Annotated in this window: 22 protein-coding genes; 11 read left to right on the forward strand and 11 right to left on the reverse strand. The window is 61.4% G+C overall.

Annotated elements, in window-relative coordinates:
- The 5 genes from G7025_RS24320 to G7025_RS24340 form a co-directional block, all read right to left on the reverse strand.
- Positions 1-173: helix-turn-helix domain-containing protein (locus G7025_RS24320; RefSeq protein WP_181081562.1), on the reverse strand; the 173-nt coding region annotated here is incomplete at its 3' end.
- A 107-nt stretch (positions 174-280) separates the two neighbouring features.
- A complete protein-coding gene (locus G7025_RS24325; protein WP_181081563.1) occupies positions 281-1,297 on the reverse strand; it encodes an alpha/beta hydrolase in 1,017 nt (338 codons plus the stop codon).
- Between the two features lie 27 nt (positions 1,298-1,324).
- Positions 1,325-1,744: an organic hydroperoxide resistance protein gene (locus G7025_RS24330; protein ID WP_181081564.1), complete on the reverse strand. Its 420-nt coding sequence runs from the start codon at positions 1,742-1,744 to the stop codon at positions 1,325-1,327.
- 235 nt (positions 1,745-1,979) lie between these two features.
- Entirely contained in the window at positions 1,980-2,432 is a 453-nt protein-coding gene (locus G7025_RS24335; RefSeq protein WP_181081565.1) for a MarR family winged helix-turn-helix transcriptional regulator, read from the reverse strand.
- Between the two features lie 80 nt (positions 2,433-2,512).
- Complete coding sequence (locus G7025_RS24340; protein WP_181081566.1) at positions 2,513-3,463, reverse strand: LysR family transcriptional regulator; 951 nt, start codon at positions 3,461-3,463, stop codon at positions 2,513-2,515.
- 109 nt (positions 3,464-3,572) lie between these two features.
- Between G7025_RS24340 and G7025_RS24345 the strand changes: the two genes are divergently transcribed.
- Positions 3,573-4,322 carry a sulfite exporter TauE/SafE family protein gene (locus G7025_RS24345; protein ID WP_181081567.1) on the forward strand — a complete coding sequence of 250 codons (750 nt, stop codon included), beginning with the start codon at positions 3,573-3,575 and terminating at the stop codon, positions 4,320-4,322.
- On the opposite strand, the gene G7025_RS24350 is transcribed toward G7025_RS24345, so the two are convergent.
- Entirely contained in the window at positions 4,312-5,193 is an 882-nt protein-coding gene (locus G7025_RS24350; RefSeq protein ID WP_181081568.1) for a LysR family transcriptional regulator, read from the reverse strand. The genes G7025_RS24345 and G7025_RS24350 overlap by 11 nt on opposite strands.
- 70 nt (positions 5,194-5,263) lie before the next feature.
- Between G7025_RS24350 and G7025_RS24355 the strand changes: the two genes are divergently transcribed.
- Both G7025_RS24355 and G7025_RS24360 read left to right on the forward strand, forming a co-directional pair.
- The gene (locus tag G7025_RS24355) at positions 5,264-5,470 is read left to right on the forward strand and encodes a DUF1127 domain-containing protein (protein ID WP_181081569.1); all 207 of its coding nucleotides are present in this window, start codon (positions 5,264-5,266) and stop codon (positions 5,468-5,470) included.
- A 45-nt stretch (positions 5,471-5,515) separates the two neighbouring features.
- Positions 5,516-6,745 (forward strand): winged helix-turn-helix domain-containing protein, encoded by a 1,230-nt coding sequence (locus G7025_RS24360; RefSeq protein WP_181081570.1) that lies wholly within the window; start codon positions 5,516-5,518, stop codon positions 6,743-6,745.
- 101 nt (positions 6,746-6,846) lie between these two features.
- Here the strand turns inward: G7025_RS24360 and G7025_RS24365 are convergent, their stop codons facing one another.
- Complete coding sequence (locus tag G7025_RS24365; RefSeq protein ID WP_181081571.1) at positions 6,847-8,193, reverse strand: class II 3-deoxy-7-phosphoheptulonate synthase; 1,347 nt, start codon at positions 8,191-8,193, stop codon at positions 6,847-6,849.
- A 124-nt stretch (positions 8,194-8,317) separates the two neighbouring features.
- Here G7025_RS24365 and G7025_RS24370 point away from each other — a divergent pair, with 124 nt between their 5' ends.
- Positions 8,318-9,073, forward strand: a complete 756-nt coding sequence (locus G7025_RS24370; RefSeq protein WP_181081572.1) for a spermidine synthase — start codon at positions 8,318-8,320, stop codon at positions 9,071-9,073.
- Positions 9,074-9,530: 457 nt separating this feature from the next.
- Entirely contained in the window at positions 9,531-11,204 is a 1,674-nt protein-coding gene (locus G7025_RS24375; RefSeq protein ID WP_181081573.1) for a DEAD/DEAH box helicase, read from the forward strand.
- A gap of 78 nt (positions 11,205-11,282) precedes the next feature.
- On the opposite strand, the gene G7025_RS24380 is transcribed toward G7025_RS24375, so the two are convergent.
- Positions 11,283-12,050: a DODA-type extradiol aromatic ring-opening family dioxygenase gene (locus tag G7025_RS24380; RefSeq protein ID WP_181081574.1), complete on the reverse strand. Its 768-nt coding sequence runs from the start codon at positions 12,048-12,050 to the stop codon at positions 11,283-11,285.
- A gap of 103 nt (positions 12,051-12,153) precedes the next feature.
- On the opposite strand from G7025_RS24380, the gene G7025_RS24385 reads away from it, so the two are divergent.
- Positions 12,154-12,810 (forward strand): thiopurine S-methyltransferase, encoded by a 657-nt coding sequence (locus tag G7025_RS24385; RefSeq protein ID WP_181081575.1) that lies wholly within the window; start codon positions 12,154-12,156, stop codon positions 12,808-12,810.
- A 58-nt stretch (positions 12,811-12,868) separates the two neighbouring features.
- On the opposite strand, the gene htpX is transcribed toward G7025_RS24385, so the two are convergent.
- Positions 12,869-13,756 (reverse strand): protease HtpX, encoded by an 888-nt coding sequence (htpX, locus tag G7025_RS24390; RefSeq protein ID WP_181081576.1) that lies wholly within the window; start codon positions 13,754-13,756, stop codon positions 12,869-12,871.
- Positions 13,757-14,060: 304 nt separating this feature from the next.
- Complete coding sequence (locus G7025_RS24395; RefSeq protein WP_181081577.1) at positions 14,061-15,272, reverse strand: pyridoxal phosphate-dependent aminotransferase; 1,212 nt, start codon at positions 15,270-15,272, stop codon at positions 14,061-14,063.
- 202 nt (positions 15,273-15,474) lie between these two features.
- Between G7025_RS24395 and msrB the strand changes: the two genes are divergently transcribed.
- From msrB to G7025_RS24410, 3 genes are all read left to right on the forward strand, one after another.
- Entirely contained in the window at positions 15,475-15,867 is a 393-nt protein-coding gene (msrB, locus tag G7025_RS24400; protein ID WP_181081578.1) for a peptide-methionine (R)-S-oxide reductase MsrB, read from the forward strand.
- Positions 15,868-15,999: 132 nt separating this feature from the next.
- Positions 16,000-16,485 (forward strand): glutathione peroxidase, encoded by a 486-nt coding sequence (locus G7025_RS24405; protein ID WP_181081579.1) that lies wholly within the window; start codon positions 16,000-16,002, stop codon positions 16,483-16,485.
- On the forward strand, positions 16,482-16,973 hold the full coding sequence (locus G7025_RS24410; protein ID WP_181081580.1) for a MarR family winged helix-turn-helix transcriptional regulator: 492 nt from the start codon (positions 16,482-16,484) through the stop codon (positions 16,971-16,973). The genes G7025_RS24405 and G7025_RS24410 overlap by 4 nt, the downstream gene beginning before the upstream one ends.
- On the opposite strand, the gene G7025_RS24415 is transcribed toward G7025_RS24410, so the two are convergent.
- Positions 16,927-19,236: a hybrid sensor histidine kinase/response regulator gene (locus tag G7025_RS24415; RefSeq protein ID WP_181081581.1), complete on the reverse strand. Its 2,310-nt coding sequence runs from the start codon at positions 19,234-19,236 to the stop codon at positions 16,927-16,929. The genes G7025_RS24410 and G7025_RS24415 overlap by 47 nt on opposite strands.
- Positions 19,237-19,399: 163 nt before the next feature.
- On the opposite strand from G7025_RS24415, the gene G7025_RS24420 reads away from it, so the two are divergent.
- Positions 19,400-20,290 carry an ATP-binding protein gene (locus tag G7025_RS24420; RefSeq protein ID WP_181081582.1) on the forward strand — a complete coding sequence of 297 codons (891 nt, stop codon included), beginning with the start codon at positions 19,400-19,402 and terminating at the stop codon, positions 20,288-20,290.
- Positions 20,287-20,769: a GAF domain-containing protein gene (locus G7025_RS24425; RefSeq protein ID WP_181081583.1), complete on the forward strand. Its 483-nt coding sequence runs from the start codon at positions 20,287-20,289 to the stop codon at positions 20,767-20,769. The genes G7025_RS24420 and G7025_RS24425 overlap by 4 nt, the downstream gene beginning before the upstream one ends.
- Positions 20,770-20,776 lie beyond the last annotated feature (7 nt).

A 20,776-nucleotide genomic window follows, 5' to 3' on the forward strand; every position in this document is an offset into this window, starting at 1 on the left:
CAGTCCTGCCGTCCATGCTTGCGTAACCACACCAGCACAGTCGACCGCCCCTGAATCCCATAGCGCCGTTGAGCCTCTTTATAACTCAGTTCGCCCTTTTCAACCTGATCGACGACCGCCAATTTAAAGCCCAGTGTGTAATCACGCTGACTGCGCCTTTTTATTGAATCCATTGGTTCCTCCTGATGATAGGTCAGAAGGTGTAAACCTTATTCAGGACGAGACACGATACGAAAAAAAGCCCGACCTAGCGTCGGGCTTTTTCATGGGCGCTGCTTGATTACTTCAGGTGTTGCTTAAGCTCATCCGACGCCTGCAGCAGTGCCGAACGCACCGCCGGCACCTGGCTGACTACGTTGAGCAACCCGTAATCGTGGATCATGCCGTTGTAGCGCACAGCCGTCACCGGTACCCCGGCTTCATCCAACTTACGGGCATAGGCCTCGCCCTCGTCGCGCAGCACGTCGGCGCTGGCGGTCTGCACCATGGCCGGCGGCAGGCCTTTAAGTTGTGCGGTGGTGGCGCGCAGCGGTGAGGCGTAGATCTCGGCGCGCTGTTTAGGGTCGGTGGTGTAGTTGTCCCAGAACCATTTCATCATGTTCCTGGTGAGGAAGTGCCCTTCGGCGTATTGGTTGTACGAAGCCGTCTCGAAGTTGGCATCCGTCACCGGCCACAACAGCAGTTGGAACTTGATCGCCGGCGTGCCCTTGTCTTTGGCCATCAGGCTGACCACCGCAGCCATGTTGCCGCCGACACTGTTGCCCGCCACTGCCAGGCGCTTGCCGTCGACATTAATTTCCTTGCCGTGCTCGGCCACCCACTTCGTGGCCCCGTAGGCCTGATTGATCGCCACCGGGTAATGCGCTTCGGGTGACGGTGTGTAGTTGACGAACACCGCCGCGGCTCCCGAACCTGCCACCAGGTCCCGTACCAGGCGTTCATGTGTCGGATAATCCCCCAGCACCCAGCCGCCACCGTGGAAGAACATAAACACCGGCAATGTGCCCTTGACCCCGGCCGGACGCACGATGGTCAGGTCCAGCGGCTGGCCGTCGACCTGGATGGTTTTGTGGCTCACGTCCGCCTCGGGCAGCGTCAGCTTAACCCCGGCCTGAGCTCCGGTCAGCACCGCGCGGGCTTCCTTGGGCGTCAGTTGTTCGATCGGCTTGCCGGTGCCGCTGTTCAACGCATCCAGAAAGGCCTGGGTGCTGTGTTCCACATCGCCGGTTGCGGCAAATGCGTTGCCGATGGACAGGGCGAGCAGGGTGCCGGTGAGCGCTTTACCAATGGTGTTCATGTGCTTCTCCTTGGGCGGCAGAGGTGATCAGACGGTTACGTGCAGACGTACATCAACGTTGCCACGGGTGGCGTTGGAGTACGGGCAGACCTGGTGAGCCGCGTCGACCAGGCTTTGCGCGTCATCCTGGGCCAGGCCGGGCAGGCTGATATGCAGATCGATGTCCAGGCCGAAACCGCCGGGGATCTGGCCGATGCCCACGTGGGCAGTGATTGCCGCGTTGTCCGGGACCTTGCGCTTGGTCTGGCCGGCGACGAACTTCAACGCGCCGATGAAGCAAGCCGAGTAACCGGCGGCAAACAATTGTTCAGGGTTAGTGGCCTGGCCACCGGCACCGCCCAATTCTTTGGGGGTAGAAAGTTTGACATCGAGAATATTGTCGCTGGAAACAGCACGACCATCACGGCCGCCGGTGGCGGTGGCTACTGCGGTATAGAGTGTTTGCATGGTAGAGCCCTCGATTTTTTTTAGCGCTAAAAGTTTGCGCGCTAAGTAGTTGGTGAGAGCGAATGTATAGCGCTAATGTTTGGTGCGCAAGATAAATTCACAACTATTTTTTGAGGCACTGCAAACCGGGGGTACGAGAGGGCTTATGCCGATGACGGTATGACAGTGACAGGCGGGCTGGCGGACCCCAGGCTATCGGGGTCGCGAGCCCACGCTCACCTGGGTGTGGCGGTGTTCAGATCGCGTTCTGCAGGTTGCCGCGCAATGCCAGCAAGTCAGCCTGTAGCTTGCGCAATTGCTCAAGCTCCAGACCACTGGCGCCAAGAATGCACTGAGGAATGCCCATGGCCTTATCCTGCAAGGCGCGGCCGGCGTCGGTAAGCTCCACCACCACTATGCGTTCATCTTCACGACTGCGGGTACGGCTGAGCAGGCCTTCTACTTCCAGGCGTTTGAGCAGGGGGGTCAGAGACCCCGGATCGGTCAGCAGACGGCTGCTGATTTCGCCGACGGTCAACCCATCTTCTTCCCACAACACCATCATGGCCAGGTACTGCGGATAGGTCAGGCCAAGCGCTTGCAGCAACGGTTTGTAGACCTTGGTCATCAGCAGCGAGGTGGAGTGCAGCGCGAAGCACAGCTGGTTGTCCAACATCAAGGATTCGCAGGGTGCGGGATTTTTGCTCATGGGTGGTGCCTTAAAAAATAGGTCTGATTTTGAATCTAGCGGGCAAATCTTTAATGCGCCAGGTAATTCTGACCCGCCGTTCAGATCAGCCCGCTTTGCAGCGCCAGGTCCCAGGGCGGCACCGGGCTGAAACGTGACTTGAGGTATTCAAGCAACAAACGACTGCGCGCATTGGGCTGCTGTTCCAGGCGCAGCGCGTAGATCCCGGTGGTTTCCGGATTGGGCAGGCCTTCCTGGCAGAACAAGGGCAACAGTTCGCCGCGCACCAGATATTCACTGGCCAGCCAGGTCGGCAGGTGAGCGATACCTAATCCGGCCAACGCGCCGCAAAGCAGAGCCTCTGCGTTGTTGGCACTCATGCGGATACGCTGCGGGCGGTAAGTGGCACGGCGCCCGTCGAGTTCGAAGCGCCAGGCGAACATCGGTGCCAGGCCATCCCAGTCCAGGCCGTCGTGGTCGCTCAATTCACGAGGGTGGGTCGGCGTGCCGCGACTTTTCAGGTACGCCGGGCTGGCGCAGGCGATGCGCACGATACTGGCCAGAGGAGTGGCGATCAGCCGCGTATCGACGATATGGCCGGCGCGCAGCACCAGGTCGACTTTGCCCAGATGTGCGCCCTGCATGTCCACGAAGCTGTCGATCAGATGCAGGTGCACATCCAGTCCGGGGTACACGTTGAGAAAGTCGGCGATCACCGGCGCCAGGTGACGCCGACCGAAGGCCGCCGGCGCGTCCACCCGAATCAGGCCTTCCGGCGCGTGACTCAGGGACACCGCTTCGGCTCTCGCCAGTTGCAGCTCGCTGACAATCCGCCGCGCGCGCTCGGCAAACGCCATGCCCGCCGGGGTCGGCACCACCGCGTGGGTGCTGCGTTGGAACAGGCGACTGCCAACCGAATTTTCCAGGCTGTCGATACGTCGGGCCACTGCCGACGGCGTGATCGGATGGCGACGCGCGGCGGCGGAAAAACTGCCGGTCTCCAGCACATCCAGGAAAAGACTCAGTTGATCGGTCAGGGTATTGGGATTCATGGCGGCTGCTTGTGCGAGATCGGCATAGCCATTGTGCGTTGCTGTGCGTTTCCGCGCCAGGCACGACTGCGTAGCATGCAAGGTCTTGGGGTATGCGGAGTCACACACGGTGTTGGATGTAGCGATTTACCTGGTATTGGGCGCGGCCCTCGGCACGGTCGGCGGGCTGTTTGGCATTGGTGGCGGGCTGATTGCTATCCCGGTGCTGGGCGTGCTGTTCGGCCTGGATCAACAGATTGCCCAGGGCACGGCGCTGGTCATGGTGGTGCCCAACGTGATGCTGGCGCTGTGGCGCTATCATCAACGCAACCGTATCGAATTGCGCCACGCCTTACCGTTGGGCGTGATGGGGTTTATCTTCGCCTGGCTGGGATCGATCTGGGCGGTTGGTCTGGATGCCGGGGCGATGCGCATTGGCTTTATCGCGTTTTTGCTGGTGCTGTCGGCTTACAACGTGCTGCGCATGTTCACACGCAACGCGCCGCCTACGGCGCACATGCGCTACAGCTGGCCGTGGCTGGGCGTGTTGGGTGCGGCGTCCGGCTCCATGGGTGGTTTGTTCGGGGTCGGCGGCGCGGTCGTCGCCACACCCCTATTGACCAGCGTGTTCGGCACGACCCAGGTAGTCGCGCAAGGCTTGTCGCTCGCGCTCGCTCTGCCCAGCACCAGCGTGACCCTGGTGACCTATGCCTGGCATCATGAAGTGGATTGGATGATCGGTATGCCGCTGGCCATCGGCGGGTTGCTCAGCATCAGCTGGGGCGTGAAAGTCGCCCATGCGATGCCGGAACGGCTGCTGCGCGGCTTGTTCTGCGGCTTTCTGGTGGCGTGTGCGGTGATGTTGATGTTCAAAGTCTGAAGCCTTCACGGATGTAATCGGCCAGGCATTCGGTGATCGGCGAGGTCATCGTTGCGTTGCGCAACAAATGCAGGTTCATCGACGGCAGCGGCGGGAAGCCTTCGTCGCTGCCGAGCACGCGCAACTCCTCGGTCACCAGGCTTTCCATGCAGATCATCACCGCCAGCCCGGCGTTGACCACCGCCTGGATCGCCGCGACGTTGGTGCTGTGATAGGCCAGGCGATAGTCCCGTCCGGCCGCCTCCAGCGCGGCGCGGGTCCATTGGGTATAGACGCAATCGTTGCCGGACACTGCCAGTGGCAGCGCGTCGTGTTCGTCCGCGCAAAAGCACGGGGACGCGGCCCACACCATGCGCTCGGTACGCAGCAGCTCGCCGAGTTCGTTGCCCGGCTCGCGGCTGACCACGGTTAACGCCAGATCCCGTCGCTGCATCAGCACCGCTGACGACTCACAATGCATCTCGATCTGGATCAACGGATACGCCTTGGAAAATGGCTTGAGAATACCCGGCAGGAAGCGCATCACGTAGTCGTCAGGCGTGCCGATGCGCACCAGCCCGACCATATGCGGCTCACGCAAGGTGTTGAACACTTCGCTGTGCAGCTTGAGGATACGCCGCGCATACCCCAGCAACACCTGGCCCTCCGGCGTCAATCGCACCTGGCGACCCTCGCGCTCGAACAGCTTGCGCTGCAGCACATCTTCCTCCAGGCGCTTCATCTGCATGCTTACCGCCGACTGAGTGCGGTTGACCGACTCACCGGCGCGGGTAAAACCGCCATGATCGGCAATGGCCACGAAGGTGCGCAGTACGTCTGTATCGATACTTGGGTAGCCGGACAATTGATCAATCTCGGAGATGTGTTGCATAAGAAACATTCGTTGGATTGATCATAGCCCCGCGCACACACTGGCGTCATCCCCAAGGGAGGGTGACAGGATGAAAGGTCAGAAAGGTTTTGTGCTGTTGGCGAAGCGCCCGTTTGCCGGGCTGTTTCAGGTCGTGAGCCGGTGGCAGGCATTGCATCAGGAGCGTCAGTTGCTGGCCACTTTGAGCGACGACGCATTGAAGGACCTTGGTCTCAACCGCGCTGACGTTGAGCGCGAGCGTCATCAGCATTTTTGGCAGGACCCGCTGCGAAAATAGCCATGGATGCAGTAGGGTAGGCGGCGAGGCCCGATGGAGACTGACATGCCCGCCGACCCGTGTTTTTCACTCAAGCAAGCGCGCCGCCTGGTGTTGGCGGCCCAAGGCTTCGCCGGGCGGCAGCCGCCGGCGCTGATCAAGGCCGCTCATGTAAACCGCTTGATCGAGCGTCTGGGGGTACTGCAGATCGACTCGGTCAACGCGTTGGTGCGTGCCCATTACCTGCCGCTGTTTTCGCGCCTGGGCAGCTATTCCCCGTCGATTCTCGAACAAGCGGCCTGGAGTCAGGGGCGGCGGCGTTCGTTGTTCGAGTACTGGGGGCATGAGGCCTCGTTGCTGCCGATGGCGCTGTACCCATTGATGCGCTGGCGCATGGCGCGGGCGCAGCAGGGGCAGGGCATTTATGCGCAGATGGCGCGTTTCGGTCGTGAACAACAGGCGGTGATCCAGCGCGTGCTGAAGACCGTGGAGCAACAGGGCGCGCTTGGCGCGGGCAGCCTGTCGACCCGAGCAGAGCGCGCCGGGCCGTGGTGGGACTGGAGTGACGAGAAGCACGCGCTGGAATGGCTGTTCGCGGCAGGCCTGGTCACTGTGGCCGGTCGACGTGGCTTCGAGCGTCTGTACGATTTGCCGGAGCGGGTCATCCCCAGCGATATCCTGCGCATCCGCGTAAGCGAAGCCGAGGCTCAGCGCGCGCTGTTGTTGCACAGCGCCACCGCCTTGGGCGTGGGCACCGAAAAAGACCTGCGTGATTACTTTCGACTGGATCCCGCCGACAGCCGCACTCGCCTCGCCGAGCTGGTGGATGCGGGCCAGTTGCTCAGTTGTCGGGTGCAGGGCTGGAAGCAACCGGCGTACTGCCTGCCAACCCCAACCGTGCCGCGCAAAGTGCTGGCCAGTGCCTTGCTGTCGCCGTTCGATTCACTGATCTGGGAGCGCAGCCGCACTGAGCGTCTATTTGGTTTCCGCTACCGGCTGGAGATCTACACCCCGCAACACAAGCGGGTGTACGGCTATTACGTGCTGCCGTTCCTGCACAATGAACGCATCGCCGCGCGGGTTGACCTGCGCGCCGAACGCGCCCACTCGCGCCTGGCGGTGCATGCGGTGCACGAAGAAGAGCCGGGCCTGGACGAAGAAGGGATGCAAGCGTTGGCCGTGAATTTGCGCCAGATGGCCGACTGGCTGGGGTTGCAGCAGATACAGCTCAATTGCCAAAGGCCCAGTGCCGATCGATTGCGCGGCGCGATGATCGGCTTGGATGTTGGCCGTTAGGGCCTTATCGCGGGCAAGCCCGGCTCCCACAGGGAATGCTTTGCATCGAACCCTGCATTCCCTGTGGGAGTGGGCTTGCCCACGAGGGCGTCGGCCCAGTCTCAGCGTTTGACCTGCTTCAACGTCTCGGCAATCAGGAACGCCAGTTCCAGCGATTGATCGGCATTCATCCGTGGGTCGCAGTGGGTGTGGTAGCGGTCTGACAAGCCATCCTCGGTGATCGGCCGGGCGCCGCCGATGCATTCGGTGACGTTCTGCCCGGTCATCTCGATATGGATCCCGCCGGCATAGGTGCCCTCGGCCTGATGCACCTGGAAGAACGCTTTCACCTCCGCCAGGATCTGCGCAAAATCCCGAGTCTTGTAGCCGCTGCTGGCCTTGATCGTATTGCCGTGCATCGGGTCGGAACTCCACAGCACCTGCTTGCCCTCGCGCTGCACGGCGCGGATCAGGTTGGGGAGGTGGTCGCCGACCCTGCCGGCGCCCATGCGGGCGATGAGGTTGAGGCGGCCGGGGTCGTTGTCCGGGTTGAGGATGTCGATCAGGCGGATCAGATCGTCCGGGTCCATGCTTGGGCCGACCTTGACCCCGATCGGGTTGTTCACCCCGCGCAGGAATTCGACATGGGCGCCGTCCAATTGGCGGGTGCGGTCGCCGATCCACAGCATATGGGCCGAGCAGTCGTAATAGTCGTTGGTCAGGCTGTCCCGGCGTACGAAGGCCTGTTCATAATTGAGCAGCAACGCTTCGTGGGCGGTGAAGAAGCTGGTTTCGCGCAGTTGCGGCGAACTGTCCATGCCGCAGGCACGCATGAAAGCCAGGGTTTCGTCGATGCGGTCGGCCAGTTGGCTGTATTTGTCGGCCAGCGCCGAGTTGGCAATGAAGTCCAGGTTCCATTTATGCACCTGGTGCAAATCGGCAAAGCCGCCCTGTGCGAACGCGCGCAGCAGGTTGAGGGTGGCGGTGGACTGATGGTAGGACTGCAGCAGGCGGTCCGGATCGGGCACGCGGCTTTTTTCGTCGAAGCCGATGCCGTTGACGATGTCGCCGCGGTAGGCGGGCAGGGTGATGCCGTCGATGGTTTCATCATTGGCGGAGCGTGGCTTGGCGAATTGGCCGGCCATGCGTCCGACTTTCACCACCGGGCACCCGGCGGCAAAGGTCATCACGATGGCCATCTGCAGCAGCACCTTGAAGGTGTCGCGGATTTTTGCGGCGGAGAACTCGGCGAAACTTTCGGCGCAGTCGCCACCCTGCAGCAGAAAAGCCCGGCCCTGGGTCACTTCGGCAAACTGGCGGCGCAACTCGCGTGCTTCCCCGGCAAACACCAGCGGCGGGTAGCTGGCCAGGCTCTGCTCCACCTGCAACAGGTGCGCGGCGTCCGGGTAGTGGGGTTGTTGCTGGATCGGCAGGGCGCGCCAGCTCTCGGGGCTCCACGGTTGGCTCATCTTGAACTCGATTGGCTGATTGACGGTCGGGCGCCAATGTTATCAGCAATTAGTGCGTGACCTGCTGCCGCCGGTTGGCCGACAATCGCGCCTTTGCCTCACGGTAAACCCTTTAGGAGCAGTGATGACAGAGGAGCGTGTCGAGCGCGTGCTGGCCGAGGTCCATGATGACTTCGGCATGATCCGTGTGCTCGAAGTGGCCGATTACCGGTTTCTCGAATTCGGCGAGGCCATTGAGCAGAGCTGTGTGTTCACTGCCGACCCAAGCTGGCTGGAATACGACTACACCCGCGCCATGCTGATTGGCGCTTTGTGCCACGAGCAGCCGGAGAGCGCGCTGTTCCTCGGCCTGGGTGCCGGTACGCTGACCCAGGCGTGCCTCAAGTTCCTGCCGCTGGAAGACGTGGAGGCCATCGAACTGCGCCCGGATGTACCACGGCTGGCCATCGAGTACATGGGGCTGGACGACGATCCGCGTCTGTATATTCGCATCGGCGATGCCCTGCAGTTGCTGGAAAGCGCGGAGACGGCCGATCTGATTTTCGTCGACCTGTACACGGATGTCGGCCCCGGCGTGGGGCACTTGGCCTGGGCGTTCCTGGAAAACTGCCAGAAGAAGCTCAACCCCGGCGGCTGGCTGGTCATCAACCAATGGGCCACCGACGATGGCAAGCCATTGGGCGCGGCGTTGCTGCGCGGCTTGTACCACCGCCACTACTGGGAATTGCCGGTGAAGGAGGGCAACGTGATCCTGTTGGTGCCATCGGATCTGGATCAAACGTTGGACATGCAGGCGCTCGCGGGCCGCGCCGAAGCGCTGGCGCCGCGACTGGGTTACTCGTTGCAGCCGTTGATCAAGGCGATTCGCCCGGCCACCTGAGTGGCTGAGCGTGCCTTAAAGCCGACAGGCCCGATGACTTAACGGTGCGGTGCGCGAGCAGGTTTCGGACCAAACGAACGTGCAGGACAGGTGAACCGTTTAAGCGCCTTGACCAGCGGGGCCGGGCCTTTGAAAAACCAAGCCCCTGGCCTGGCGTTGAAAAAGCTCTGGCGCAACGCGCTTTATCGGCGCCCGGCGATAAAAAAAGCTCCCTTTTTCAGGTATTTCCGGTATAGTGCGCGCCGGCCTTTAAGCAGGCCGCGTTTAGGTAGCGCAATTCCCCGAAGTCAGCTTCGGCTGCACGTCCGCACAGCGGACTCTTCCTTGACGAATCTTTTTCATTCATTCGTTTTCGCAAATCCCCGCCGACAAAGCAGCCAGGGCGACTCTTGAGTCTCAACACGGCATGCGCAGCTTTGGAGCATGGGTCTTTGCGGATGCACTCAGAGGCAGACCCATGACCCAGGAAACCGGCGGCTTCGCCGCTTTTAATCTTAACCCGAACATTCTTGCAGCCGTCGCAGCGACCGGCTACGAAGAACCTTCGGCTATCCAGCAGCAATCGATCCCGATCATCATGGCCGGCAAGGACATGATCGGCCAGGCGCAAACCGGTACCGGTAAAACCGCCGCGTTCGCCCTGCCTATCCTGCACTGCATCGATCCTGCCAAGCGCGAACCGCAAGCCCTGATCCTGGCGCCAACCCGCGAGTTGGCGCTGCAAGTAGCAACCGCTTTTGAAACCTACGCCAAGCAAATGCCGGGCGTTACTGTCGTGGCCGTCTACGGCGGTGCGCCGATGGGCCCGCAGCTCAAGGCCATCCGCAACGGCGCGCAGATTGTTGTCGCCACTCCAGGCCGTCTGTGCGACCACCTGCGTCGCGACGAGAAAGTCCTGTCGACCGTAAACCACCTGGTGCTCGACGAAGCTGACGAAATGTTGAAGCTGGGCTTCATGGATGACCTGGAAGTCATCTTCAAGTCCTTGCCGGCGACCCGTCAGACCGTACTGTTCTCGGCCACCCTGCCACAGTCGATCCGTGCCATTGCCGAACGCCACCTGCGCGATCCGGAGCACGTGAAGATCCAGACCAAGACTCAGACCGTGACCGCGATCGAACAGGCTCACCTGTTGGTTCACGCTGACCAGAAGACCTCGGCGGTATTGAGCCTGCTGGAAGTCGAAGACTTCGATGCCCTGATCATGTTCGTGCGCACCAAGCAAGCGACCCTGGACCTGGCCAGCGCCCTGGAAGCCAAAGGCTACAAGGCCGCTGCGCTGAACGGCGACATTGCCCAGAACCAGCGTGAGCGCGTGATCGACTCCCTCAAGGATGGCCGTCTGGACATCGTTGTGGCGACTGACGTTGCCGCCCGTGGCCTCGACGTTCCACGTATCACCCACGTGTTCAACGTTGACATGCCTTACGACCCCGAGTCCTACGTTCACCGTATCGGCCGTACCGGCCGCGCCGGTCGCGAAGGTCGCGCACTGCTGCTGGTGACGCCACGTGAGCGCCGCATGCTGCAGGTGATCGAACGCGTCACCGGTCAGAAAGTTGCAGAAGTCCGCCTGCCGGATGCCCAGGCCGTTCTCGATGCCCGCATCAAGAAACTGACCAACAGCCTGGCCCCCCTGGTGGCTGACGCTGAATCGACCCACGGCGACCTGCTGGATCGCCTGACCGCCGATATCGGTTGCACTCCACGTGCCCTGGCCGCTGCGCTGCTGCGCAAAGCGACCAACGGTCAGGCCCTGACCCTGGCAGCCATCGAGAAAGAACGTCCACTGGTACCGAACAGCGCGCCACGCGGTGATCGTCCAGAGCGTTCCGGCGACCGTCCAGACCGTGGTGATCGTGAGCGTCGCGCTCCGGTTCCATTGGCTGAAGGTCGTGCCCGTTGCCGTACCGCCCTGGGCGCGCGCGATGGTATCGCTGCCAAGAACCTGCTGGGCGCTATTCTCAACGAGGGTGGTCTGGCACGTGAAGCCATCGGTCGTATCCAGGTCCGCGACAGCTTCTCCCTGGTGGAGCTGCCGGAAGACGGTCTGGAAAAACTGCTGACCAAGCTCAAAGACACACGCGTTGCCGGTAAGCAGCTGAAGCTGCGTCGCTACCGCGAAGATTGATCCGCCCCCTGGGTTGATTGATCGCACATAAAAAAATCCCCGACCGGTTCGGGGATTTTTTTTGCCTGGGTTTTGCGCTCAGTCGAAGCGGTAGATGTCCATGCCCAGCGCGCCCATCGTAAAGCCCTGGTGGGCCACACTGAACGCGCCGCCGGCCCCGCGTGCGAAGTACAAGGGCAGCAGGTGCTCATCGCTGGGATGGTTGCGTACGGCGTGCGGTGCCCGGAGGCGATAATCGTGCAGCGCGGCTTCGTCATCTGCCACGAGCTTTTCCACGATCCAGTCGCGGAACGCGCGAGCCCAGGGCTCTATGCTTTCCGGCCCGGCGTGCCAGTCCAGCTCACCCAGGTTGTGGGTGATGCTGCCGGAGCCGATCAGCAGCACGTGCTGTTTTCGCAGGTCGGCAAGGGCACGGCCCACGCGGGTTTGCAGGGCGGGGCCCATGCGACTGGGCAACGACACCTGCACCACCGGAATATCCGCCGCCGGGTACATCAGCGACAGCGGCACCCAGGTACCGTGGTCGAACGGACGCTGGTTGTCGATGCGCGCGCTCAGGCCGTCGGCCTGGAGCAAGTCGACGATGGCGTGGGCCAACTCCGGGGCGCCGGGGGCGGGATACTGCACGGCGAACAGTTCGCGAGGGAAGCCGCCGAAATCGTGCCAGGTTTCGGGAGCTGCATTGCCACTGACCAGCAATTCCTGGCTTTCCCAATGCGCCGACACCACCACAATCGCTGTTGGCCTTGGCAGGTGCGCCGCCAATTGCCGCAGCGACAGCCCGGAGGCGCCGGGCTGCAGGGCCAGCATGGGCGAACCGTGGGAGATAAACAGGCTGGGGAGCATAAAAGGGGTCCTGAGCGTTAACATGGGCCCATCTTTAATCAGATCATTGATCTAAATCTAATATAAGTTTTAGCTCCATTTGATCGAATTTTCGGGGGGAGTCATGGAACCTGAATTCTGGCTTGACCGTTGGGCGCGCAATCAGATCGGCTTTCACCTGGCCGAGGTCAACCCTTACTTGCAGCGGCACTGGCCCTCACTGGGTCTGTCTCACGGTGCGCAGGTGTTGGTGCCGCTGTGCGGCAAAAGCCTGGACCTGATATGGCTGGCCAGCCTGGGGCATCGCGTGCTCGGAGTTGAGCTGTCGGAGCAGGCCGTGCAGGCCTTCTTCAGTGAGCAGGGCCTGCAGCCGCGAATGGCAAGGCACGGTGAGTTCACGGTTTATCGGGCCAGCTCGATCGAGGTGTGGTGCGGGGATTTCTTTGCGTTGGACGCCGAGGCATTGGCCGATTGCACAGCGCTGTACGACCGTGCCGCGTTGATCGCTTTACCGCCGTTGCTGCGGGCGCGCTATACCGAGCACTTGAACCAGGTGCTGCGCCCTGGCTGTGAGGGCCTGTTGATCACCCTGGATTACGATCAGGCACTCAAGGCCGGGCCGCCGTTTGCCGTGGCCCATGACGAGGTGCAGGTGTTGCTGGGCTCGCATTGGACGGTGGATGTGCTGGAAGAGCGCGACATCCTCGCCGAGAGCTGGAAGTTCGTGCAGGACGGTGTCACGCGCCTGGACGAACGTGCCTATCGGCTGACCAGGATATAAATCGCGCCCGCAAAAAAGGGGCGATCAGATCGCCCCTTGTACGTGTCGCCCGTTGACCTCAGCCGCGACGGCGCAGTGCGTCGATACGCTCCTCCAACGGTGGGTGGCTCATGAACATGCGAGCCAGGCCCTGCTTGATGCCGCCATTGATACCAAAGGCGGTCAGGCTGTCCGGCATATGCACCGGCAGGCCCTGCTCGGAGCGCAGGTGTTGCAGCGCCGCGATCATCGCCCCCGTACCGGCAAGGCGCGCACCGGCTTCGTCTGCGCGGAACTCGCGTTTGCGCGAGAACCACATCACGATCGCGCTGGCCAGGAAGCCCAGCACCACTTCAGCGAAAATGGTCGCCACGAAGTAGGCGATGCCGCGGCCCTCTTCGTTTTTGAAGATCACCTTGTCGACAAAGTTGCCGATGATCCGCGCAAAGAACATCACGAAGGTGTTCACCACGCCCTGTACCAGCGCCAGGGTGACCATGTCGCCGTTGGCCACGTGGCCAATCTCATGCGCCAGCACGGCCTTCACTTCATCGTACGAGAAGCGTTCGAGCATGCCCTGGCTGACGGCCACGAGCGCGTCGTTCTTGTTCCAGCCGGTCGCAAAGGCATTGGCCTCATACGCCGGGAAAATCCCGACTTCGGGCATCTTGATGCCCGCCTCGCGGGACAACTGCTCGACGGTCTGCAGCAACCATTGCTCGTGCCGGGTGCGGGGCTGGGTGATGATCTGGGTGCTGGTGCTCATCTTCGCCATCCATTTGGAGATGAACAGCGAGAACAGCGAGCCGGCAAAACCAAAGACCGCACAGAAAACCAGCAGCTGATTGAGGTTCAGGTCAACCCCATTGGCCGCCATGAACCCGTTGAAGCCGAAAAGGCTCAGGGTGACGCTGGCAATCAGTACGACCGCCAGGTTAGTGGCCAAGAACAGCAGGATGCGCATCATGGTTGTAGAGTTCTCCTCATGCTTAATATGTTGCGTACTGCGGGGTATATAAGGTGCGGCATAGGGTGATTCAACCGAGCGACTATTTCAAACTGTGTCCTACAGCCTGAATGTAGACCCTTGAAGGGAATTTCCCACATGGAACATCGCCCGATATCGACCTTCTTTTGCCTTGCGGCCCTGTAATTATAGGGGGATAGCGGCAAGCGCGAGGCTGGGGCAGTGCGCAGCAGGGCAATCGATATAGAAGTGTTGCCAGATGCTCGCCGTACGACTGAATGGAAGTCGCACGGCGGCATATTCGTTACTGGCGATAGGACTTCAGGAAGCTGCCGATACGACCAATGGCCATTTCCAGGTCATCCACGCGCGGCAAGGTCACCACGCGAAAGTGATCCGGCCACGGCCAGTTGAACGCCGTGCCCTGCACCACCAGCAGCTTTTCCGACAGCAACAGGTCGAGCACGAACTTCTCGTCGTTAAGGATCGGGCAGACCTTTGGATCGATACGAGGGAAGGCGTACAACGCGCCCATCGGCTTGACGCAGCTCACGCCCGGAATGTCGTTGAGCAACTCCCAGGTACGGTTGCGTTGCTCCAGCAGACGGCCTTGCGGCAGCACCAGGTCGTTGATGCTCTGGTAGCCCCCCAGGGCGGTCTGGATCGCATGCTGGCTTGGCACGTTGGCACACAGACGCATATTGGCCAGCATGTCGATGCCTTCGATATAGCTCTGGGCGTTGTGCTTGGGGCCGGAAATGGCAATCCACCCGGAACGGAAACCCGCCACGCGGTAGGACTTGGACAGGCCGTTGAAGGTCAGGCACAGCAGGTCCGGCGCCAGGGACGCGGTGCACACATGCACGGCGTCGTCGTACAGGATCTTGTCGTAGATTTCGTCGGAGAACACCACCAGGTTGTGCTGGCGCGCCAGTTCGAGCATGCCCAGCAGCACTTCCTTCGAATACACGGCGCCGGTGGGGTTGTTCGGGTTGATGATCACCAGCGCCTTGGTGTTCGGCGTGATCCTGGCCTTGATGTCCGCCAGGTCAGGAAACCAATCGGCGCCTTCGTCGCACAGGTAATGCACCGGGTTGCCGCCGGCCAGGGTTACTGCGGCGGTCCACAACGGGTAGTCAGGCGCCGGTACCAGTACTTCGTCGCTATTGTTGAGCAGGGCCTGCATGGACATCACGATCAGTTCGGACACACCGTTGCCCAGGTAGATGTCTTCGATGCCGACGCCTTCCACCTGCTTTTGCTGGTAGTACTGCATCACCGCCTTGCGTGCGCTGAACAGGCCCTTGGAGTCGCTGTAGCCTTGGGCGGTGGGCAGGTTGCGGATCACGTCCTGGAGGATTTCGTCCGGCGCTTCGAAACCAAACGGCGCCGGGTTGCCGATGTTCAGCTTGAGGATGCGATGACCTTCCTCTTCCAGGCGCTTGGCGTGCTTGAGCACTGGGCCGCGAATGTCATAGCAGACGTTGGCGAGCTTGTTCGATTTGCTGACCTGCATGGCGATGTGATCCTGAAAATGAACGATCCAGACGGCGCGGGCACTACCGTACTGTGAAGGCTGCGAGGTCCGCACCCGGAAATACGTTTGAATGCCGGTAGCGCGGGTGCCAGACTGGCGTTTTGAAGAGGCGCAATCATACGTGCCGCCTGATCCACGGAAAAGACACAGATCAGGGTTTTTCAGTTACCGAGGTGTACCGATGGAAAAGTTGCAGAAAACCGTTGAAGAATGGAAAGCGATGCTGGATCCGGAGCAGTACAACGTATGCCGGCTCAAGGGTACCGAGCGACCGTTCAGCGGCAAGTACAACGGCACCAAAACGGACGGCGTGTACCACTGCATTTGCTGCAATGCACCGCTGTTCGATTCCAAGGCCAAGTTTGACTCCGGCTGTGGCTGGCCCAGCTTCTATGAGCCGATCGCCGACAGCGCGATGGTCGAGATCCGTGACGTCAGCCACGGCATGATCCGCACCGAAGTCACCTGCGCCAAGTGCGACGCGCACCTGGGCCATGTGTTCCCGGACGGCCCGCCGCCGACAGGCTTGCGTTATTGCATCAACTCGGTGTGCCTGGACCTGGTGCCCCGTTGAAGTGAGCGGGCGCGTTGTTCGCGCCCCATGATCCGGCCTGATGGGACATGATCAGTGCGCTCAATTAAATTGTGTGCAATTGAATTGCTCGCTACTTTAAAACCTTCAACTTTAATAATCCGAGGCACTGCCATGAGCGACAACCTGCTGAGCATCCCCTGCACGACTATCAAGGGTGAGCAAAAGACCTTGGCCGATTTCGCCGGCAAGGCCGTGCTGGTGGTCAATACCGCCAGCAAATGCGGCTTCACGCCTCAGTACAAGGGGCTTGAGCAACTGTGGCAGCAGTACAAGGACCAGGGGCTGGTGGTGCTGGGCTTCCCTTGCAACCAGTTCGGCAAGCAGGAGCCGGGCGATGAAGGCGCGATTTCCGAATTCTGCGAGTTGAATTACGGCGTCAGCTTCCCGCTGTTCAAAAAAATCGATGTCAACGGTAGCGATGCCCACCCGTTATTCGTGCAGTTGAAAAACCAGGCGCCGGGACTGCTCGGTTCCAAGGGCATCAAGTGGAATTTCACCAAGTTCCTGATCGGTCGCGAGGGTCAGGTCGTCCAGCGCTTCGGCCCGACGACCAAGCCGCAGGACCTGGCCCCGGAGATCGAAGCCTTGCTCAAATGACCGAGCTGCCGGCCGTATCACTGGCCCTGGACAACCAGCTGTGTTTCAAACTGTATGCCGCCTCGCGGGCGGTGACCCGTGCCTATAAACCGATGCTCGATTCATTGGGCCTCACCTACCCGCAGTACCTGGTGATGCTGGTGTTGTGGGAGTGGCACGCCCTCCCGCCGGCGCAGCCCACGGTCAAGAGCCTGGGCGAACGCCTGATGCTCGACTCCGGCACGCTCACGCCCTTGCTCAAGCGCCTTGAACAACGGGCCTGGGTGCAGCGTCGGCGCAGCGCCGGGGATGAGCGCGAAGTGCACCTGAGTTTGAGCGAAGCCGGCATGGAGCTGCGCGACCATACGCACCGCCTCAAAGCACGCCTGTTGTGTGACAGCGGCATCGACCTGAACCAGGCGGATGCCCTGCGCGATGGCCTGGACCAATTGCTTGGGCAGCTCAGAGAGGGTTCGTCATCGGCACCCATAGGTCCAGCAGCGCGTTGAGCTCTTCGCGACGGAACGGCTTTGCCAGGTAGTCGCTCATCCCGGCGGCCCGACAACGCTCACGCTCTTCGGACATGGCATTGGCCGTCAGGGCAACAATCGGCAGGTCCGGCCAGCGCCCGCTGCTACGAATCTGTCGGCTGGCTTCGTAGCCATTCATCACCGGCATATTGCAGTCCATCAACACCATGTCGAAGGTCTGCTGCTCCAGGCATTTAAGCGCTTCGCCCCCATGGGCGGCCACGATCACCTCGCATCCCAGTTTGCTGAGCATCCCCTTGGCCACCAATTGGTTGACCGGGTTGTCCTCCACCAACAGGATGCGCGCCCGGTGGGCCAGCGGGGGGGACTCCAGTTGGACCGGATCAAGGATCAACTGGCCATCGCTGCGCAAAGTACGTTGCAGGATCTGATACAGCGCGTTGCGGCTCAACGGGCGCGCCTGTTGCTGCAGGGGGGCGAGGGCTGCCACTTCTTCGCCGGGCATGAAATTGCCGTAGGCCGTCACCACCAGGATCGGCGCGGTAATCCCCGGCCGCAGACGGAACAGGCACTCCGGGCAGTCGGTGATCAGCAGGTCGGGGGTTTGCCCGGTCAGATCCTGGTCCTGAGGGTAGCAGCGCGGGGTCAGGCCCCAGTGGGGCAACAGGGTGTTCAGTAACTCTGTCAGGCCACTGCTGGCGTTAGTGATGGCGATGACTTCGCCGCTCAATGGCGGTGGCTGCACGGCGGGCGAATGGGGCGGCAGAGGCAGTTCGGCGCAGAATTGGCTGCCAAAGCCGACTTCCGAACTGATGCTCAAGCGGCCGTGCATGGCTTCGCACAGGTTGCGCGTGAGGGCCAGGCCCAGGCCCGTGCCACCGAACTGACGGGTAATGCCGGCGCCGGCCTGGGTGAACGGTTGGAAAATTTTTACCTGCGCTTCCTGTGCGATACCGATACCGGTGTCGCAGACTTCGATGCGCACCTTGGCGTCGCAGCTGCTCAGCCGCACATCCACGCGACCAAAGCGCGTGAACTTGAGCGCGTTGGACAGCAGGTTGCTGACGATTTGCCGCACACGCGTCGGGTCGCCCAGCACTTGGGACGGAAACAGAGGGTCGATCAGGCAGGTCAGCTCCACGCTCGGCGCGGCGTTCTGCGATAACAGGTTGGCGGTGTCCTCCACCAGCGCGCCCAGGTCGAACGGGATGCGCTCCAATTCCAGCTGGCCGGCATCGAACTTGGACAGGTCGAGGATATCGTTGAGCAACTCCACCAGCACTTTGCCCGAGTCATGGGCGATGGAGAGCTGCTGGCGCTGCTCGGCGTTCAGGGTGCTGTCCAGGGACAGCGCGATCATCCCCAGCAGACCGTTGAGCGGGGTACGGATTTCATGGCTCATGTTCGCCAGGAAGGCCGCACGGGCCTGGGCCATGCCCAGTGCATTCATCTTGGCCGCCTCCAACTCGTCGTTGGACTGGCTCAAGCGCTGGTTACTGGCTTTGAGCTCAAGGGTGCGGGCGGAAACGATGTCTTCCAACTGACCCAGATATTCCGTCAGGCGGTCTTCGGCGTGGCGGCGCTGCTGGATCTCGGTCTGCATGGTTTCAAATTGCTGGTTGGCCACGCTGACCAGAACGCCGATCTCGTCGTTTTCGTGCCCGGGCGGGCAGTCCACGCGGGTATGCCTGCGCTCGCTCAACTCGCGAATGATCCGAACCAGCGGCTGGGTCAGCATCACGTAGAACAGGCCCAGCAGGATCCCGGTCAGCAGCAGGCTGCGTACAAAGCCGTTGAGCAGGGTGATCTCGGCCCGTCGCAGGAAACGGCTGCCGAAGGCGTAGGTGTCCACGTCCAGGCGCAGCACCCCCAGGGCATCGTTGGGCATGTGGCTTAAGTACAGGCGGTCTTCAAACTGGCGGTTGGCGCCAAACAGCAGGTCGCTCACGGTGCGGTACGTGCTTTCGCTGCGTGGCCGGCCGACGTCCGCCAGCACCAGGCCATTGTTGTCGATCAACTGCGCACGGATGATGGCGGGGGAGTGCAGCAGGCCCAGGGTCAATTCCTGCGCCAGCTCGGCGTCAATGTTGTAGGCAATGCGTGAGGCCGGGTTATGGCTGATTTCGATCAGCGAACGTATTTCACGGTTGATGGATGCGTCTTCACTGGCATAATCAATGCCGATTTGGATCAGACTGAGCAAGGTTCCCAAGACGAAACCGACCAGCACAGTCAATCGGGCTTGTTTATAAGACAAGCGGTTGGCGAACTTGATATCCATCGAGTGTTGAACCACTTCACGTTTCCCTTCGCCCGGCAAGCATAGCTGAACATCCACAGGCTCTGGCCTGCCCGGCATGAATCGTTTTATACGCAGCCTTTTGCGGACCGTCGCAGGGTTGCCAATACGCCATCTTTTGCAAAAACTTGCCAGAGGAATAATCGTGGATTCTCGATTGAACGCCTTTCTTGAGCGGGCCGACGCCGTACTTGCCCGCCTCGAACCCCTGTTGCCAGCGCCTCGCCAGCCTATCGACTGGACGCACTGCCTGGCCGCGCGCTGGCAGCGCGAAGGCCGCGCGGGGTTCCTGTTGCCGCTGGAGGTCAGCCTGGACATGCGTTTGTCCGACCTGATCGGCGTCGACAAGCAACGTGAGCAACTGGCCCGCAACACTCAGCAGTTTCTCGATGGCCTGCCCGCCAACCATGCGCTGTTGTGGGGTTCGCGCGGCACCGGCAAGTCGTCCATGGTGCGCGCCTTGCTGGCCCAGCATGCCGCGGCCGGTTTGCGCCTGATCGAAATCGAACGTGACCACCTGGCCGACCTGCCCCGCGTGGTCGAGCAACTGCTCAAGCTGCCGCAGCGCTTTATCCTGTTTTGTGATGATCTGTCGTTCGAGGCCGGTGAAAGCGACTACCGCGTGCTCAAGAGTGTGCTGGATGGCTCCCTGGAACAGGCGCCGGAAAATGTGCTGCTGTATGCCACCTCCAACCGCCGCCACCTGGTGCCGGAAAACCAGAGCGACAACGACAATTGGGCACGGGTCGACGGCGAACTGCACCCCAGCGAAGCCGTGGAAGACAAGATTGCCTTGTCCGATCGGTTTGGCTTGTGGCTGTCGTTCTATCCGTTCACCCAGGAACACTTCCTGGACGTGGTGGAACACTGGATCGGCGAGCTGGCGGGCAAGGCCGGGTTGCAATGGCAGCGGGATGAAGCACTCGATATTCTCGCCGTGCGCTGGGCTACCGGGCGCGGCAACCGCAACGGACGTTGCGCGTATCAATTCGCCCGTTATTGGGTGGGCCTCAAATTGCTGGAGCGTCAATCATGATCGATTTGCAAAATGCCGGAACCGGCCTCGATGGCTACGCCATGCTCTGCGCGCAGCTGGAGTCGCTGTTGGCCGATGAACGCGACTTCATCGCCAACAGCGCTCAGTTCTCTGCGTTCCTGTTTCACCAACTGGACGACTTGAACTGGGCCGGCTTTTACCTGAACCGTGATGAAGAACTGGTGCTGGGCCCCTTCCAGGGGCAGATCGCCTGTGTGCGTATCCCGTTTGGCCGGGGGGTGTGCGGTGCGGCCGCCGCGTCGCGGCAAACCCAGCGCGTCGACGATGTGCATGCCTTCCCTGGGCATATTGCCTGTGACAGTGCTTCCAATAGCGAGCTGGTGGTGCCGCTGGTCAAGAACGGCCAGTTGATCGGCGTCCTCGACCTCGACAGCCCCAGGCTGGCCCGCTTTACCGAGCAGGACCAGCAGGGCATCGAGCAACTGGCGGCGATCTTTCTGCGCTTGACCGACTGCTGATTCGTTG

The sequence above is a fragment of the Pseudomonas lurida genome, assembly GCF_013522705.1.
Classification (GTDB): Bacteria; Pseudomonadota; Gammaproteobacteria; order Pseudomonadales; family Pseudomonadaceae; genus Aquipseudomonas; species Aquipseudomonas quebecensis.